Raw genomic sequence first — 16760 nt, 5'->3', positions numbered from 1 at the left:
CACGCGAAGCACCCCGTCACCCTGAGGTCCGTCGTTGCAGCGACGGGGATGACGGGGGCCCCACAGCACACCCATCGGCGAGAAGGAAGTGCCACATTGAAGAGTAAGAGGTTGCGCGTCGCCGCGCTGGCGATTGCGGCAGCAGCCGCTCTGGCCGTGCCCCAGGCGGCGTACGCCCACGACGGGGTCGACCACTCGCAGGAGGCGGGGGCCGCCGAGGCCCTCGACTGGTCGAACTACGAGAAGATCCTGCTCACCAAGAACGTCGGTGAGCCCATCGGCATGGCGGTGATGCCGGACGGGAAGGTCCTGCACACCGCACGCAACGGTGACATCCGGCTGACGGACCCCGACTCGGGCGTCACGAAGATCGTCAACACCATCGACGTCTACGCCAACAGCGAGGACGGGCTGCAGACGGCGACCCTCGACCCGGACTTCGAGGAGAACGGCTGGGTCTACCTCTACTACGCCCCCCGCGTGATGGAGGGCGAGGGCTACCCGACGACGACGCCGTCCGGCTCGGCGCCGAACAGTCTCCCCGCCGGCGCGGACGACTCCTACTGGGACCAGTGGAAGGGCTACAACCAGCTCACGCGCGCCAAGTGGGACCCCGAGGCGCAGGCGCTCGACCTGAGCACGGAGCAGGTCATCCTCAAGGTCGAGGTCCAGCGCGGCCAGTGCTGCCACGTCGCCGGCGACGTCGACTTCGACTCCGAGGGCAACCTCTACCTGTCCACGGGCGACAACACCCCGGCCGGAACGCCGGGCGCGAACGGGTTCGCGCCGAACAACGACGCCCCGGGCATGAACCCCGGGTTCGACGCTCGCCGGGGGGCGGGCAGCACGAACGACCTGCGGGGCTCGATCCTGCGAATCTCGGTGCAGGAGGACGGCTCGTACACGATCCCTGAGGGGAACCTGTTCGAGCCGGGTACCGAGGGCACGCGGCCCGAGATCTTCACCACCGGTCTGCGCAACCCGTTCCGGATGACCATCGACCCGGTCACCGACGCCGTGAGCTGGGGCGACTACGGCCCTGACTCCGGCACCGCCAGCGACGACCGCGGCCCCATGGGCTACGTCGAGTGGCAGCGCACCACGACGCCGCTCAACGGCGGATGGCCGTACTGCCACGGCCCGAACGCCAACTACAACGAGTGGGACTTCGCGACCGGCACGCCCGGCCCGTGGTTCGACTGCGAGGCCGGCGCGGAGAACAACTCCCGCTGGAACACGGGGCTGGACGTCCTGCCGCCCGCCACGGCTCCTCAGCTGTGGTACGGCGACCGGACCGACGACCAGCCGTGGCCCGAGCTGACCGACTTCGACCCGCAGGGCGGCCAGGGCCCGATGGGCGGACCGACCTACCGGTACGACCCCGAGCTCGACAGCCCGACCAAGTTCCCCGAGTACTGGGACGGGAAGACCTTCTTCTACGAGTTCTCCCAGGACTACATCGCCGTCCTCAGCCAGGACGACCCGGACGGCGAGGTCACCCACATCGAGCACTTCCTGCCCAACGCGGCGCTGCGGAACAACGTCCAGGCGATCACCGACAGCCCGATCGACATGGAGTTCGGTCCCGACGGCTCGCTGTACGTGCTCGACTACGGCAACGGCTTCTTCCGGCAGAACCCCGAGGCGGGCCTGTACCGGATCGACTTCGCCGCGGGGAACAAGGCTCCCCAGGCCGTCATCGCCGCGGACCCGATCTCGAGCAGCGAGGCGCCGCTCACCGTCACGTTCGACGGCTCCGGCTCCTCCGACCCCGAGGGTGGCGCGCTCACCTATGACTGGGACCTCGACGGTGACGGCACCTTCGACGCCACCGGCGCCACGGTGACGCACACCTACACCGAGCTCGGTCAGTTCACCGCCCGCCTGCGGGTCGCCGACCCGCAGGGCAGGACGGGCATCACCTCCCGCGTGATCACCGTGGGCAACCAGGCCCCGACGCTCACGCTGGACTACCCGGCCGACGGCGCCTTCTTCAGCTGGGGCGACGCGGTGCCGTTCAAGTTCTCCACGAACGACCCGGAGGACGGCACCGAGACGACCTGCTCGCGCCTGTCCTGGACCTTCGGTCTCGGGCACGACACCCACGCCCACCCCGAGGTGCTCGGATCCGGCTGCGCCGGCGTCTGGAACACCCCGGCCGACGCGCCCGAGCACGGCGAGACCGAGAAGCTGTTCGGCGTCGTCGTCGCCACGTACACGGACAGCGGCCACGGCGACATCCCGCCCGCCCAGGGCGAGGTGTCGATCATCCTCAACCCCTTCGTCAAGGAGGCGGAGCACGCCGACGTCCTCGAGGGCGTCGAGGTGGTCGAGGACGAGACGGCCGGCGCGCTGTCCAAGGTGACGTCGCTCGACGCGGGTGACCACATCGCCTTCGAGCCGGTCAACTTCACCGGCATCGACGGCGTGACGGTCCGTGGCGCCGGCGAGGGCACCATCGCCCTGCGCTGGGGCTCGCCCGACGCCGAGCCGTTCGCCACGGCGAACGTCTCCTCCGGCGACTGGTCCGACGTCGACGCGGCCGTGACCGCGTTCCCGGAGGGCTCTGGGACCGTGTACGTGACCTCCACCGGCGGGGTGGAGCTCGACCGGCTCACCTTCGTCGGCGCGGGGGTCACCGACGTCACCGCCCCCGAGGTCTCCCACACGGTGACCCCGGAGGCCGACGGCGAGAACGGCTGGCACGTCACCGGCCCGGTGACCGTCCAGCTCGCGGCGTCGGACAACGGCCAGCTCACGTCGGTCGAGTACTCGCTCGACGGCGGTGCGACCTGGACCAACGTCCGCAACAGCCGGACCGGGGCCGTCAGCCCGGTGCGTCTGACCGCGGACGGCGTCCACGAGCTCACCTACCGCGCCACCGACTCGGGCGGGAACGTCTCCGAGAGCGGGAGCGTCACGGTCAGCATCGACACGGTAGCGCCGGAGCTGTCGGTCAGCGGGATCGAGGAGAAGGCCTACGGCTCGGCGGACGTCGTCGAGCTGGCGGTCGACGCCACCGACGCGACGTCCGGCATCGCCGAGGTCACCGCCCAGATCGACGGCGAGGCCGTCGAGGTCGGCAGGATCGACCTGGCGACGCTGGCCCTCGGCGAGCACACGCTCACCGTGACGGCCACCGACGCCGCGGGCCACGCCAGCACGCACGAGGTGACGTTCACGGTCGAGGCCAGCCTCGACTCGCTGAAGGCGCACCTCGAGAAGCTGGTCACCGAGGGCGAGCTGAGGAACTCTGACGCCAAGCGGCTCGAGGCGTTCCTCGACCAGGCGGCGCGTCACGTCGAGGCCGGCCGCACGGCTCAGGCCGTCGACGCCCTCGAGCGGTTCGTCGGGGCCACCGACCACGAGCTGCTCGTCCGCGACGCGGATGCGGTCATCGACTCCCTCGGCTGAGTGACCACTCCTGGCGGGGCGCGGAGGGTGCCCCGCCAGGAGCTGGCCCGACCACGGTCGGGCGCACCGCCCGGCTGGTGCCGGGCGCACCGCCCGGCGCTGAGCCGGGCACACCTCGCCCGGCGCTGAGCCGGGCACGGGCCCGGCCGCCGGCCGGACCCCCCACCAACGGCGCTCCGGCGCCATGGCCGCCGCGGCCCCCGCGCACGGCCGAGGGTGCATGCACCCGCAGGGACGACGACATCGTCGCCGTCGAACGACACCCAGGAGGAATCGTGACCCTGACCACCAAGACCCGCCGCAAGACCCTGCTCGGCATGGCCGGCACCGTCGCCATGGCCGCCGGCCTGCTCGCGGCGCCCGCCTCGGCGGCCACGAACGGCAACGCCAACGAGAACGCCAACGACGCGGCGAAGTGCGCCGGCCGCAGCGTCCCGGTCAGCAAGATCTCGTTCCAGATGTACAGCTACAACAACTGGGGCCGCCAGGTCGGCACCGAGACCCTGCTGGCCGAGCTCGCCGAGGTCGGCTACAAGAACATCGAGCCGTTCGGCGGCACCTTCTCCGGCAAGAGCGCCGACGAGGTCAACGCCCTGCTGGACGAGTACGGCCTCAAGGCGCCGACCTCCCACGGCAGCACGAACGAGGCCACCTGGCCGACCACCCTCGAGTACTACAAGGAGGTCGGGCAGCGGTACGTCGGCTCCGGCGGGTTCGCCTCGCCGGGCATCCGCTCGTACGAGGACACGCTCGCCACCGCCGAGACGCTCAACCGCCTCGGCGAGGCGTCGGTCAAGAACGGCACGGGCAAGATCTACGGCCACAACCACCAGAGCGAGTTCACCACCAAGTACACCGACCCGGAGACCGGCGAGGTGAAGTCCGCGTGGCAGATCCTCGTCGAGAACACCGACTCGCGGTACGTGACCTTCCAGCTCGACATCTACTGGGCCGAGATGGCCGGCATCGACACGGCCTCGCTGCTCGAGCAGTACGGCGACCGCATCGAGCTGCTCCACATCAAGGACGGCGGCCTGACCGGTGAGAACCGGGGCAAGCAGACCAACGTCGGCGACGGTGAGATCGACTGGGCCCCGATCCTGAAGGCCGCGCAGGGCAAGGTGAAGTACTACGTCATCGAGATGGACGGTGCTCCCAACAGCATCGACTTCGCCGAGGAGAGCTTCGACTTCCTCACCTGCTTCAACTTCTGAGTCACTCGCAGCAGCGAGTTCTGACCCAGTCGCAGCAGCGAGCCGGTCGTCGACAGACCGGTTGCAGACGACCGAGGCCCCGTCCACACACGGACGGGGCCTCGGCCGTTCTCGCTCCCTGCGCCCTGAGCGGAGAGAGGCGCTGCTGCACGGCGCACGGTTGATCCCCTGGTCCCGGACGAGAACGCCCTAAGTGCCCGTTCCGGCAGTCGGACGGGCACTTAGGGCGTTCTCGGCGGTGCGGGGAGCGAACCGGCTCCTCAGCGGTGCGGGTCGTGCTGGTGGTGCGGGCCTGCGGACGGCGGTGCAGGTGCTCGCGGTGCGGGGAGCGAACCGGCCCCCGGCGGTGCTGCGACCGGCTGTCAGTGCGTCGGGACCGGCGCCCCGACGAGCTCGAGGATGAGGTCCCGCACCTCGGTCGCGCCCATGCTCTCGCGGCGCGCGGCCGGGTCGGAGCACAGCAGGACGGGGGCGTCCTCCGGGTTGTCCGGCAGCCGCCCGTGGCTGCCCCGGACCGGCGAGGGGTCGAGCGGGACGACCTGCATCGCGTAGCGCATCCCCGCCTTCTTCCGGGCCAGGGCCGTGGCGGCGCGGAGCTTGACCCAACGGTCCTCGGGGTCCATGAACAGCTCGGCCGGGTCGTAGCCGGGCTTCTTGTGGATCTCGACCAGCCGGGCGAAGTCGGGTGCCCGGTCGTCGTCGAGCCAGTAGTAGTAGGTGAACCACGCGTCCGCCTCCGCGACGGCGACGAGGTCGCCGGCCCGCGCGTGGTCCAGCCCGTACCGAGTTTTCCCGTCGTCGTCGAGCACCTCGGCCACCCCGGGCAGGTCCCGCAGGAGCGCGGCCACGTGGTCCCGGTCCGCCGGGTCGTCGACGTAGACGTGGGCCACCTGGTGGTCGGCGACGGCGAAGGCGCGCGACGTCCACGGGTCCAGCAGCTCGCCGGTCGCGTTCGTGTGGACGTGGAGCAGGCCGGCCCGGCGCAGGGCCCGGTTGATGTCGACCGGACGGGAGACCGGCGTGATCCCGTACTCGGACAGGACGACGACGGTCGTGCCGGAGTCCCGCGCGTCGGCGAGGAGCGGGGCGAGGGTGTCGTCGAGCTCCTGCGCCGCCCGCACCGCCTCGGGGGAGTCCGGGCCGAAGCGCTGGTGGTCGTAGTCCAGGTGCGGCACGTAGACCAGCGTCATGTCGTGCTGCGGCATGAGCCGGCGTGCCGCGGCGACGATCCACCTCGAGCTGCTGATGTCGGCCGTCGGCCCCCAGTACGTGAAGAGCGGGAACGGCCCCAGCTCGGCGACGAGCTCGTCGTGCAGCTCCGGCGGCCATGTCCAGCAGTCCGGGTCCTTGCGCCCGTCCGCGTGGTAGACGGGCCGGGGGGTGATGGTGGTGTCGGTGGTGGACCCCATGGCGTACCACCAGCCCACGTTCGCCACTTTGTAGTCGGGCCGTTCGCGCCGGATCGTCTCCCAGACCTTCTCCCCGCCGACCAGCTTGTTGTGCTGGCGCCAGAGGAAGACCTCGCCGAGCTCGCGGAAGTACCAGCCGTTGCCGACGATCCCGTGGTCGCGCGGCATGAGCCCGGTCAGGAACGTCGACTGCGCGGAGCAGGTCACGGCCGGCAGGACCGTGCCGAGCTCGGCCTGGAACCCCGCGGCCGCGACCGTGCGCAGGCTGTTCATGTGCTGCAGCGCGCGCGGCGTCAGGCCGACGACGTCGAGGACGAGGATCTTGTCGCTCACCGTGCTGTCACTCCCATCGTCTCGAGCCGGGCCGCCGTCCAGGACAGCTCGGCGGCGATCCCGGCGACGAGATCGTCGTCGGTCTTCGGCCGTACGCCCTCGGGCAGCACGGACCACGTGTACGTCTCGACCTCGAGGTGGTCGACGAGCGGGGACGCCCCGCCCACGAGCGTGCGCAGGCCGTCCTCGAGGACGTCGGTGGTGCTGCGCAGCCCCTCGGCCTCCGGCCCGGCGTGCAGGGGCACGTGGAAGTGCACCCGCCACGGCCCGTCGTCGGGCAGGTCGCCGGCCAGGGCCTCGGGCAGGTCGTCGCGGCGCTCGACCCGGCCGTCCAGCTGGGCCCGCGTCTGGTGCAGGAACCGGTCCTCGGCGAACGCGGCGAGCGAGGCGCGGGTGGCCTCCTCGGCCGGGTGCTCGGCGTGCAGCGCGGCGGAGACCTGGGTCTTCACGACCGGCACCCCGGCGTCGGCCAGCGTGGCGGCGGCCTCCGCCGGGTCCTCGAACTCGGTGGCCAGGTGGCACAGGTCCACGCAGGCACCCACGTGCTCGCCGATGCCGGCCAGCTCCGCGGCCGTTTGCTCGGAGGTCTCGACGACGCAGCCCGGCTCGGCCTCGAGGGCCACCCGTACCGTGCGCCCGGTGCGACGGCGCAGGTCCGCGAGCGCCTCGTCGAGGGCGACCAGCTTCGCCCGGGCCGCAGCGCGGCGGCCGTCGTCCCACGGCGTGCGCCAGGCGAGGGGCAGCGTGGAGATGCTGCCCCGGTCGGCGTCGTCGGGCATCAGGGCGGCGAGCACCTCCGCGCAGGCGAGGGTGTAGTCCAGCCGGGCGTCCTCGGTCCAGTCCGGGACGTAGACGTCCCGCTTGACCACCGGGGCGTGGAAGTGCCCGTACGGGAAGGCGTTGAGCGTGACGACCTCGCAGCCGGCCCGCTCGAGCGCCGTGCGGACCCGCGCCAGGTCGTCGGCGTCGGCGGCCAGGGCGTGCGCGGCGACGGCGGGCAGCCAGAGCCCGACGCCGAGCCGGTCGACGCCCAGGCGCTCGCGGACGCCGCCGCAGTACCGGTCGATCTGGTCGACGAGCCCGGCGACGTCCTGGGCGGGGTGGACGTTGGTGCAGTACGCGAGGTGGACGGTCGAGCCGTCGGGATGACGCAGCCGCACGTCAGCGCCCCGTGGAGAGCGGCTCGCCGCGCAGGATCGAGTTGCCCTCGAAGGTTGCGCCGGTCGTGGGAGCGGTGTCCTCCTCGGCGAGGAGGAGCCGGCCGCTCTGGCCGTAGAACTCGACGGGGTTGCGCCAGAGCACCTTGTCGACGTCGTCGTCGGAGAAGCCGGCCGCGAGCATCGCCTCCCCGGTCCTGAGGGTGGTCAGCGGGTCGCTGCGGCCCCAGTCCGCGGCGGAGTTGACGATCATCCGGTCCAGGCCGTGCTCCTGCAGGATCCGGACCATGCGGTCCGGCGCCATCTTGGTGTCCGGGTAGATGGAGAAGCCCATCCAGCACCCCGAGTCGGCGACCATCTGCACGGTCGGCTCGTTGAGGTGGTCCACCAGCACGCGCTCGGGGGCGAGCCCGACCTTGGCGACGACGTCGAGCGTGCGCCGCGTCCCGGCCGCCTTGTCGCGGTGCGGGGTGTGGACCAGCGCCGGGAGGTCGTGCTCGCCGGCGAGCTCGAGCTGGCGGACGAAGACGTCCTCCTCCTCGTCCGTCATCGAGTCGAACCCGAGCTCCCCGACGGCGACGACGCCGTCCTTCTCCAGGTACCGGGGGAGGACCTTGAGGACCTCGCGGCAGCGCGGGTCGTTCGCCTCCTTGGGGTTCAGCGCGATCGTGGCGTGGTGGACGATGCCGAACTGGGCGGCGCGGAAGCGCTCCCAGCCCAGCAGGCTGTCGAAGTAGTCGACGAAGGACGCGACGGACGTACGGGGCTGGCCCAGCCAGAACGCCGGCTCGGTCACCGCCCGGACACCGGCGGCGTGCATGGCCTCGTAGTCGTCGGTGGTGCGCGACGTCATGTGGATGTGCGGGTCGAAGATGCGCATGGTCGTCTCCTGTTCGTCGTTGAGAGGGTCTCGGCCGGGTGGGGCACGCCGGGGCGGGGTGAGGGTGCGAGAGGTCGGGAGGTCGCCCGGACGCGCGTCAGGACGCCGGGGCGTCGGCCGCGTCGAGGAGTGCCTGACCGTCCGCCGGGAAGTCGCGCCCGGCGGCGGTCCGCTCCTCCCGGAAGGCGCGGAGCATGCGCACCAGCTCGTCGTCGCGGCGTGCCTTCAGGCCGTCCACGGCCGTCAGCGGCACGCCGACGAAGAGGCACTTGAGGACCCCGTGCCGCCAGGCCGCGTCGTCGAGGTGCGCCGTCGCGTACGGGCCCATCGCGGCGGCGACGAGCCGGACGTCGTTGGTGCGCAGCGCGTCGCGGAGCAGGTCCACCGCGGCGTCGCCGACGTCGAGGCGGGGGAGCGCCCGCAGGACGGCGCGGCGCTCGTCGCCGTCGCCGTGGTCGTACAGGTCGCGCAGCGTCTCGACGACGGCGGCGCGGTCGCCCGCGGCACGGGCGTGGGCCGCGAGCAGCTCGCCGCGGGCGACGTCCTCGACGAGCGGGTGGACGACGCCGAGAGCGTCGTCGGGATCAGTGGGCCCGCGGCCGACCTTGCGGCCGGCGGAGGCGAAGAGCCGGACGACGGCGGCCGGGTCCTCCTCGACCCGGGCGACCGCCGCGGCGAGCCGGTCCCGGACGTCCGGCGCCAGCAGGTCGAGAAGCTGTGGGGACTGCTCGGTCATGCTTCCTCCTGTCACTGGTTCACGCCTTGCGTGGCAAGGCCGGCGGTGGTCATCGCGGCGCGCAGGGCCGCGATGGAGCGCGCGGCGACGGCCGGCGCGGCGTGGGAGTGGCGGGGCAGCTCGACCCCGACCAGCCCGGTGTAGCCGGTCTCGGCGAGCAGGCCGAGCAGCGGCGGCAGGTCCACCTCGCCGGTCCCGAGCTCGAGGTGCTCGTGGACGCCGCGCCGCATGTCGTCGACCTGGACGTGGACGACGTCCGCGCGGTGGCGGCGCAGCACCTCGACCGGGTCGTCCTCGTTGCAGGTGAGGTGGCCGAGGTCGAGCGTCATGCGCAGGCGCTCGGGCCGGCCGAGGCGGTCGAGCAGCTCGTCGACCCGGGCGGCGCGGTCGAGGAACATGCCCGGCTCGGGCTCGACGGCGAGGGTGACGCCGGCCCGCTCCGCCGTCGTCAGGACGGTCTCGACGCCGGCCAGGACGCGCTCCCAGCCGGTCTCCTCGCTCACGCCGTCGGGCAGGATCCCGGACCAGAGGTGGACGACGTCGGCGCCCAGGTCGGCCGCGACCGCGACGGCGCGGTTCAGCAGGTCGACGCGCCGGTCCCGGTCGGTGTCGGAGACCAGGGTCGGCTCGTGCTTGCGGAACGGGTCCATCACGTACCGGGCGCCGGTCTCGACCGCCACCGCGAAGCCGTACCGGTCGAGGAGTCCGGCGACGTCCCGGGTGCGGTCGAAGAGGTCCGGCGCGAACGGGTCGAGGTGCTGGTGGTCGAGCGTGAGGGAGACGCCGCCGTAGCCGAGGTCGGCGAGGACGGCGAGGGCGTCGGCGAGGCGGTGGTCCGCGAAGCCGTTGGTGCCGTAGGCGAGGGTGAACGTCACGTCGTCGCCACCTTCCGCGCCGCCGCACGCAGCGCGGGGACGGCGCCGACGAGGGCGCCGCCGAGCACGGGGTGACCGGCGGCGGAGGCCAGCGCGGCCTGCAGCGGCAGCATGCCGCGGATGCCGGTCCCGGTGGCCCGGCGGACCGTCCCGGCGTCGGGGGAGGCGACGGCGGCCAGCTGCGCCCGGCCCACGGACGCGGCGTACGACCCGGCCAGGGCGGTGGCCGTGAGGGCGGAGAGCACCCGCCGGACGGTGCCGGCGCGGCCCCTGCACGAGGGCGCGTCGGCCCGGGCCCCCGCGCGCGCGGCGGTCGCGGCCCCGACGACGACGCCGAGCGCCGTCGCACCGGTGGTCGCCGCCGCGGCCCGGGCTACGACGGGCCGGGTGCCGTGGACCTCGCCGCGGCTCAGCGCCGTCACCGCCATCGTGTGGGCCGCCAGGGCGAGCGCCGGCGGCAGCGCCCGGGCCGACCCGCCCGCGCCCAGGAGGACGTCGAGCCCCCGGGCGGCGCCCATGAACACCGGCCCGGCCACGGTGGGCTTGGCGAGCATGTCGTAGCCCCACACGACGCCGGCGAGCGGGACGGCCACGGCGAGGGCACCTCGGCCCGCGCCGGCCGCGAGGGCGACCCCCGCGCCGGTCAGACCCGCGGCCAGCGCGAGCGCCTGCCGCGGGGAGACCCGGCCGGACGGGATGGGCCGCTCGGGCCGCTCGGTCGCGTCGAGGTGACGGTCGGCGTAGTCGTTGAGCGCCATGCCGGCGAGGTAGAGCGAGACCGACGACAGCGGGGCCAGCAGCGTCCGCCGCCGGAGCGGCCAGCCGGCGGCCGCAGCGCCCGCCAGGGTGTCCCCGGGCACCGAGAGCGCGGCCGGCAGGCGGACGAGCTCCGCCAGGTCCCGGGCGGTGCTCACGGCGTCGGCGCCAGGCGGGCGCACCACCGCGTGAGCGTGGCCCACTGCTCGTCCAGGGCGTGCGTGCTCGCGCCGATCGGCTCCTTGAAGAAGAAGCCCAGCGGTGCCAGCGGGCCGCTCTCGCCCACCTCGTGGGCGCGGGCGACGAGCCGGGCGAGGTCGAGCACCAGCGGCGCGGCGAGCGCCGAGTCGCACCCCTGCCACGTGAACTGCATGGTCATCCTCGTCCCGAGGAACCCGTCGAAGGTGATGTGGTCCCAGGCGGTCTTCCAGTCGCCGAGGTCCTCGACGTAGTCGATGCGCACCGGGCCCTCCACGGGGTACCCCACGATCGACTGGACGGTGAGTGCCTTCGTCGTCGTCTTGCTGACGGCGGCGGCCGGTTCGGCGAGCGTGCGGCCGTCCCCGCCCCCCAGGAGATTCATCGCCGCCCACGAACGGACGTGAAGGGCGCGGCGGGCGAAGAGGGGCGCGAGGGTCGCCTTGACGAGCGTCTCCCCCGTCTTGCCGTCGCGGCCGGCCCACGGCACCTCCGCCTCCTTGGCGAGGTCGGCCAGCGCCGGGATGTTCGGGCCCGTGCTCGGGGTGAACGCGACGACGGGGCAGCCCGCCCGGAAGGCGGCGTAGGAGTAGAGCGAGCTCGGCGGCAGCGGCGCCCGCCCCGCGTCGAGCTCCTGCTCGAGCCGGTCGAGGTCGTGGAGAGCCGGGTGGTCGGGCGCGGGCGGCTCCGTGCTCGAGACGTCGACGACGACGACGCGGTCGAGGCCGTGCTCGTCCCGGAAGGCCGTGAGGTCCTGCTGGATGCGGTCGGAGGCCTCACGCTGGTGGCCGCCGGCGGGGACGCCGGGACGGATCCGGCGGTCGGCCGCGTCGAGCTCCTCACGCAGCGCCGCGACGAGCGCCGGGTGGAAGACCCCGCCCTCGGCCAGCTCGGCCGCGCGGTCGGCGAGGCTGTGCGTGCCGACGTCGTGCCCGCCGACGACGAGACTGTCGAAGCCGACCAGCCCGGCCTGGGCGACCTCCTCGAGCTGGGAGACGAGCCCGGTCTCCGGGGCGAGCCCCCGGCTGACGGCATGGAGCCCCAGCGTCGCGGTCGTGGCGACCGACCCGCGCCCGCCGATGAACCACACGCCGGTGCGTCGCGGCGAATCCCCGTCGCCGTCGGCCAGGATGGTTGCGGACGTCGTCGTCCGGATGTCGTCATCGAGCATGGGCCTGACGGTAGTCCACTTACGTCGAGTGTCAAACAAATGTGTCCGGAATTGAGACGCACTTCTGTCGCCCCGGGCGAGGTATGTGCTTCACTGGGCTCGTGCACACCGACGAGCACGCCTCCGTGACCGGCGCCCGCGGCTCACCGGCGACGGCCGCCCGTGTCCGGACGCTCCTGGCGGAGGAGGTAGGGGCCCGCCGGGGCGCGGGCGAGGCCGGCGAGTGGGGCCACCTGGTCTGGGACGAGATCGGACGCCTGGTCGACGGCGGCAAGCACCTGCGCGCCCAGCTGCTCCTGCGCACGCACGACGCGTTCGGCGGCACCCGGCACGACGCCGCGGTGCGGGCGGCCGCCGGGATCGAGATGCTCCACGGCGCGTTCCTCCTGCACGACGACCTCATCGACGGCGACACCGTGCGGCGCGGCACCCCGAACCTCGCCGCGATCGCCCGGGAGCGTGCCCTGCTCGCCGGGGCGGACGTCGCCGTCGCCCAGCGATGGTGCGAGGTCGTCGCGGTGCTCGCCGGCGACCTGGCGCTCGGGCTCGCCCATCACCTGTTCGCGACGGCGGAGCTGCCCGCCCGCGAGGCGCTCGCCGTCCAGCGCACCGTCTCCCGCACGCTCGGCACCACGGTGATGGGCGAGCTCGGCGACGTCGCCCTCGAGCTCGGGCTGCTGCCGGCCGACGCAGGCTCGGTGCGCGCCGTCGCCCGCGGCAAGACCGCCGCCTACTCCTTCGCCTGCCCGCTCGTCCTCGGGGCCGTGGTCGCCGGTGCCCCCGGCCGCTCGGAGGACGACCTGTGGGCGGTGGGGGAGTGCCTCGGCGTCGCCTACCAGATCGTCGACGACGTGCGCGAGGTCCTCGTCGACCGCGCACGCCGCTCGGACCTGCGCCGGGGGAAGGTGACCACGCTCGTCGAGCGGGCGAGCCTGCATCCCGGCTGGTCCGCCGTCGAGCACCTGTGGGGCGACCCCGCGCTCGACGACGCCGGCGCCGCGGTGCTGCGCCACTTCTTCGTCGACTCCGGCGCCGTCGCGGCGGGGGCCGCCGAGGTCCGCGAGCTGCTCGCCCAGGCCTGCCTGCGCGCCCAGGTGCTGCCCCGGGACGTCACCCGGGTGGTCGAGAAGTTCGCCGCAACCGTCGAGGACCTCCTCGGGGACGCCGTCAGGGGCGCCGCGGAACCCGTGCAGTGACTGGGCAGCACCGCGCTCGCGCCGCTCGGCTCATGCGCTGGCGAGGTCCTCCGCGTCGACGATCGTGTAGGCGTAGCCCTGCTCGGCGAGGAAACGCTGGCGGTGCGCGGCGAAGTCCTGGTCGACGGTGTCGCGGGCGATCACGGCGTAGAAGTGCGCGGTCTTGCCGTCCGCCTTGGGTCGCATGAGCCGGCCGAGCCGCTGGGCCTCCTCCTGGCGCGAGCCGAACGAGCCGGACACCTGCACCGCGACCGACGCCTCGGGCAGGTCGATCGAGAAGTTCGCGACCTTGGACACCACGAGCACCTGGATCTCCCCGGCGCGGAACGCGTCGAAGAGCCGCTGGCGCTCCGTCACGCTCGTCTGCCCGGTGATCAGCGGGGCGTCGAGGGACTCCGCCAGCTCGTCGAGCTGGTCGAGGTACTGCCCGATCACCAGCGTCTGCTCGCCCGGGTGACGATCGAGGATCTGCCGCACCACCCTCGTCTTCCCGGGCGCCGACGCGGCGAGCCGGTAGCGCTCCTCAGGCTCCGCCGTCGCGTAGACGAGGCGGTCGCTCTCCGGCAGCGTCAGGCGGACCTCGACGCACTCGGCCGGCGCGATGTAGCCCTGCGCCTCGATGTCCTTCCACGGCGCGTCGTAGCGCTTCGGGCCGATGAGGGAGAAGACCTCGTCCTCCCGGCCGTCCTCACGCACGAGCGTGGCGGTCAGCCCGAGCCGGCGCCGCGCCTGCAGGTCCGCCGTCATGCGGAAGATCGGCGCGGGGAGGAGGTGCACCTCGTCGTAGACGATCAGGCCCCAGTCGTGGGCGTCCAGCAGCTCCAGGTGGGTGTAGACGCCCTTCCGGCGGGTGGTGAGGACCTGGTAGGTGGCGATCGTGACCGGCCGGACGTCCTTGCGGGCGCCGGAGTACTCGCCGATCTCGTCCTCGGTCAGGGTGGTGCGGCGCACCAGCTCCTCGCGCCACTGCCGCGCCGAGACGGTGTTGGTCACCAGGATCAGCGTGGTGGTCCTCGACCTCGCCATCGCGCCCGCGCCGACCAGCGTCTTGCCCGCCCCGCAGGGCAGGACGACGACGCCGGAGCCGCCGTGCCAGAACGTCTCGACCGCCTCCTCCTGGTAGGGCCGCAGGTGCCAGCCGTCCTGCGCCAGGTCGATGGCGTGCGCCTCGCCGTCGACGTAGCCGGCGAGGTCCTCGGCCGGCCAGCCGAGCTTGACGAGGACCTGCTTGAGCCGGCCGCGCTCCGAGGGGTGGACGACGACGTCCTCGGCGTCGATCCGCTCGCCCACCAGCCCCTTGATGCGCTTGGAGCGCAGCACCTCCTCCAGCACCGGCCGGTCCAGGGCGTGCAGGACGAGGCCGTGGGTGGGGTGCTTGACCAGCTGGAGCCGCCCGTAGCGGTCCATCGTCTCGGCGACGTCGACGAGCAGCGTGTGGGGGACCGCGTAGCGCGAGTACTCGATGAGGGCGTTGACCACCTGCTCCGCGTCGTGGCCGGCGGCGCGGGCGTTCCACAGGCCGAGCGGGGTGAGCCGGTAGGTGTGGATGTGCTCCGGCGCGCGCTCGAGCTCGGCGAACGGGGCGATGGCCCGGCGCGCCTCACGGGCGCGGGGGTGGTCGACCTCGAGGAGGAGCGACTTGTCGGACTGGACGATCAGGGGGCCGTCGGGCATCCGTCCATTGTCGTCCGTCCGCGGCGCCCGGGGCGACCGCGGGGAGGGCTCGCACGGCGTGAGCCGCACTACGCGGTGGCCGCACGGCCCGGGCGCCACCGATCCGGAGTGCGGGAGCCCGCCGCGCGGCCCGGACCGCGCCCGCCTAGCGCGGAGGGCGACTCCGGAACGGTCGAGCACGGAGGCGGACCGCCCACCGCTCCCAGGGCGGCAGGTCCTCCCAGTTGAGCAGGATCGTGCGCCACGCGCGGCGCATCCGGCGGCGCCACTGCGCCGCCCCGACCACCGACCTGCCCGACACCCGCACGTGCAGGCCGTGGTCCAGCCTGATGCGGCGGTGCGGCCCCAGGGCGAACGCCAGGTCGAGGTCGTCGTGGAGCTCCGGGTCGTCGGTGTGGACGGCGGCGCGGACCTCCTCCCACGCCGAACGCCGCACCGCCATGTTCGAGCCCCACAGCGTGTGGTGGCCCAGCGCGGCGTGGCAGAAGAGGTAGTAGGCACCGAGGTAGGCCCAGGTGGCGGGTCCGTTCACCGGGGCGGGCAGGCCGTAGAAGCGGCCGGTGCCCGTGACGGCGACCGTCCCGCCGTCGGCCATCACCTCCGCGATCCGCTCGACCCAGCCCGGACCCACCAGGGTGTCGGCGTCCAGCCGCGCGACGACGTCGCCGGTGGCCGCGTCGTACCCCGCCGCCGCGGCCTGCGGGATGCCCCGGACCGGCTCGTGCACCACCCGCACGCCGAACGAGGCCGCCACCTCGGCCGTGGCGTCGGTGGAGTTGTTGTCGACGACGATGACCTCCGCCGGGGGCGTGCGCTGACGGGCCAGGGCGGCCAGGCAGGCCCGCAGGGCCGGGGCGTCGTCGCGCACCGGGACGACCACGCTGATCCGCGGCGAGCCGGTCACCGGCCGTCCCGCCGCCACGCGAGCCACGCGGCCGCCACCGCCGACCCGGCGCCGCCGGCCGCCAGGTCACCGATCGTGTCCTCGTAGCTGACGAAGATGGCCGGGTCGAGATAGGTGTGCCCCGCCCACTCGCCGACCTCCCAGACGACGGCGAGCGCCAGGCCGACGGCGAGCGTGACGGCTGCCAGCCCGAGCCGTCGCCCGCGCCTGGACGTCCCCGCCGCGAAGGTGCCAGCCCGCAGGAGCCCGGTCACGGCCAGCACGGCGAGCAGCCCGGTCGCCACCATGTGCACGACCATGTCCAGCCACCACCACCGCTGGTACAGCTGGAGCAGGGCCGCCCACGCCGCGACGACGAGCGTCAGGTCGAGGAGGAGCTGCAGATCGCCGGGCAGCCGGAGCACCCGGGCCAGCGTCACCCCGAGCAGCACGAGCGCCATGAGGGCCAGCCCCACCACGCCCCAGCCGAGACCGGCGACCAGGCTGAGCACGGCGAGAACGCCGGCACCGTGCACCGCCGCGCGGGTCCACGCCGACCCCGGCACCTCGACGATCTCGCGCGCCCGCTCCCGGAGCGGGCGGTCGTCGAGAAGGACGTCGACCGTCGCCGTGTGGTCGATCGACGGGGAGGGCGGCCGGCCGTCGTCGAGGGAACCCGCGAGCGCCGGGCTGTCGACGAGCTCCTCGAGTCCCCGGCGGGGGAGCGCGTCGGCGCGCCGAGGATGGGGCGGAGACGTCATGCGGGCCTGCCGGCGGCTGGGAGGGCGGGGTCGTGTCCGGCCCTGTGCGGGAGCCGTACCGAGACGGTAAGCGAGTGCGGGCGTCACGACCATCTGAACGCCT

The 16760-nt window shown here is 73.6% G+C and carries 13 protein-coding genes; 3 read left to right on the top strand and 10 right to left on the bottom strand.

The features are described 5' to 3' along the window. The first annotated feature begins 96 nt into the window (after positions 1–96). Positions 97–3414, top strand: coding sequence for a PQQ-dependent sugar dehydrogenase (locus ATJ97_RS08035; RefSeq protein ID WP_245862268.1), 3318 nt, complete (start codon positions 97–99; stop codon positions 3412–3414). Positions 3415–3689: 275 nt separating this feature from the next. Further along, the gene (locus ATJ97_RS08030; protein ID WP_098483301.1) at positions 3690–4628 is read left to right on the top strand and encodes a sugar phosphate isomerase/epimerase family protein; all 939 of its coding nucleotides are present in this window, start codon (positions 3690–3692) and stop codon (positions 4626–4628) included. A 362-nt stretch (positions 4629–4990) separates the two neighbouring features. Here ATJ97_RS08030 and ATJ97_RS08025 read toward each other — a convergent pair whose 3' ends face one another. From ATJ97_RS08025 to ATJ97_RS07995, 7 genes are all read right to left on the bottom strand, one after another. Further along, on the bottom strand, positions 4991–6370 hold the full coding sequence (locus ATJ97_RS08025; RefSeq protein ID WP_245862265.1) for an alkaline phosphatase family protein: 1380 nt from the start codon (positions 6368–6370) through the stop codon (positions 4991–4993). Then, positions 6367–7530, bottom strand: a complete 1164-nt coding sequence (eboE, locus tag ATJ97_RS08020) for a metabolite traffic protein EboE (RefSeq protein ID WP_098483300.1) — start codon at positions 7528–7530, stop codon at positions 6367–6369. The genes ATJ97_RS08025 and eboE overlap by 4 nt, the downstream gene beginning before the upstream one ends. 1 nt (position 7531) lies before the next feature. After that, entirely contained in the window at positions 7532–8407 is an 876-nt protein-coding gene (locus ATJ97_RS08015; RefSeq protein ID WP_098483299.1) for a TatD family hydrolase, read from the bottom strand. A 97-nt stretch (positions 8408–8504) separates the two neighbouring features. After that, complete coding sequence (locus ATJ97_RS08010; RefSeq protein WP_170037264.1) at positions 8505–9143, bottom strand: EboA domain-containing protein; 639 nt, start codon at positions 9141–9143, stop codon at positions 8505–8507. Between the two features lie 11 nt (positions 9144–9154). Further along, complete coding sequence (locus tag ATJ97_RS08005; RefSeq protein ID WP_098483298.1) at positions 9155–10018, bottom strand: sugar phosphate isomerase/epimerase family protein; 864 nt, start codon at positions 10016–10018, stop codon at positions 9155–9157. Then, positions 10015–10959: an SCO3242 family prenyltransferase gene (locus ATJ97_RS08000; RefSeq protein ID WP_245862262.1), complete on the bottom strand. Its 945-nt coding sequence runs from the start codon at positions 10957–10959 to the stop codon at positions 10015–10017. The genes ATJ97_RS08005 and ATJ97_RS08000 overlap by 4 nt, the downstream gene beginning before the upstream one ends. Continuing rightward, positions 10929–12143, bottom strand: coding sequence for an inositol-3-phosphate synthase (locus tag ATJ97_RS07995; protein ID WP_098483297.1), 1215 nt, complete (start codon positions 12141–12143; stop codon positions 10929–10931). The genes ATJ97_RS08000 and ATJ97_RS07995 overlap by 31 nt, the downstream gene beginning before the upstream one ends. A 101-nt stretch (positions 12144–12244) precedes the next feature. Between ATJ97_RS07995 and ATJ97_RS07990 the strand changes: the two genes are divergently transcribed. Then, complete coding sequence (locus ATJ97_RS07990) at positions 12245–13339, top strand: polyprenyl synthetase family protein (protein ID WP_170037261.1); 1095 nt, start codon at positions 12245–12247, stop codon at positions 13337–13339. 30 nt (positions 13340–13369) lie between these two features. Here the strand turns inward: ATJ97_RS07990 and ATJ97_RS07985 are convergent, their stop codons facing one another. The 3 genes from ATJ97_RS07985 to ATJ97_RS07975 form a co-directional block, all read right to left on the bottom strand. Next, on the bottom strand, positions 13370–15013 hold the full coding sequence (locus ATJ97_RS07985) for a DNA repair helicase XPB (RefSeq protein WP_098483295.1): 1644 nt from the start codon (positions 15011–15013) through the stop codon (positions 13370–13372). Between the two features lie 145 nt (positions 15014–15158). Next, entirely contained in the window at positions 15159–15917 is a 759-nt protein-coding gene (locus tag ATJ97_RS07980; protein WP_098485314.1) for a glycosyltransferase family 2 protein, read from the bottom strand. Next, entirely contained in the window at positions 15914–16657 is a 744-nt protein-coding gene (locus tag ATJ97_RS07975; protein ID WP_098483294.1) for a DUF2238 domain-containing protein, read from the bottom strand. The genes ATJ97_RS07980 and ATJ97_RS07975 overlap by 4 nt, the downstream gene beginning before the upstream one ends. Positions 16658–16760: the final 103 nt, after the last annotated feature.

Source organism: Georgenia soli (assembly GCF_002563695.1).
Lineage (GTDB): Bacteria > Actinomycetota > Actinomycetes > Actinomycetales > Actinomycetaceae > Georgenia > Georgenia soli.
Note: the sequence above shows the minus strand (reverse complement) of the source record. Positions and strands in the feature narration are given on the sequence as shown.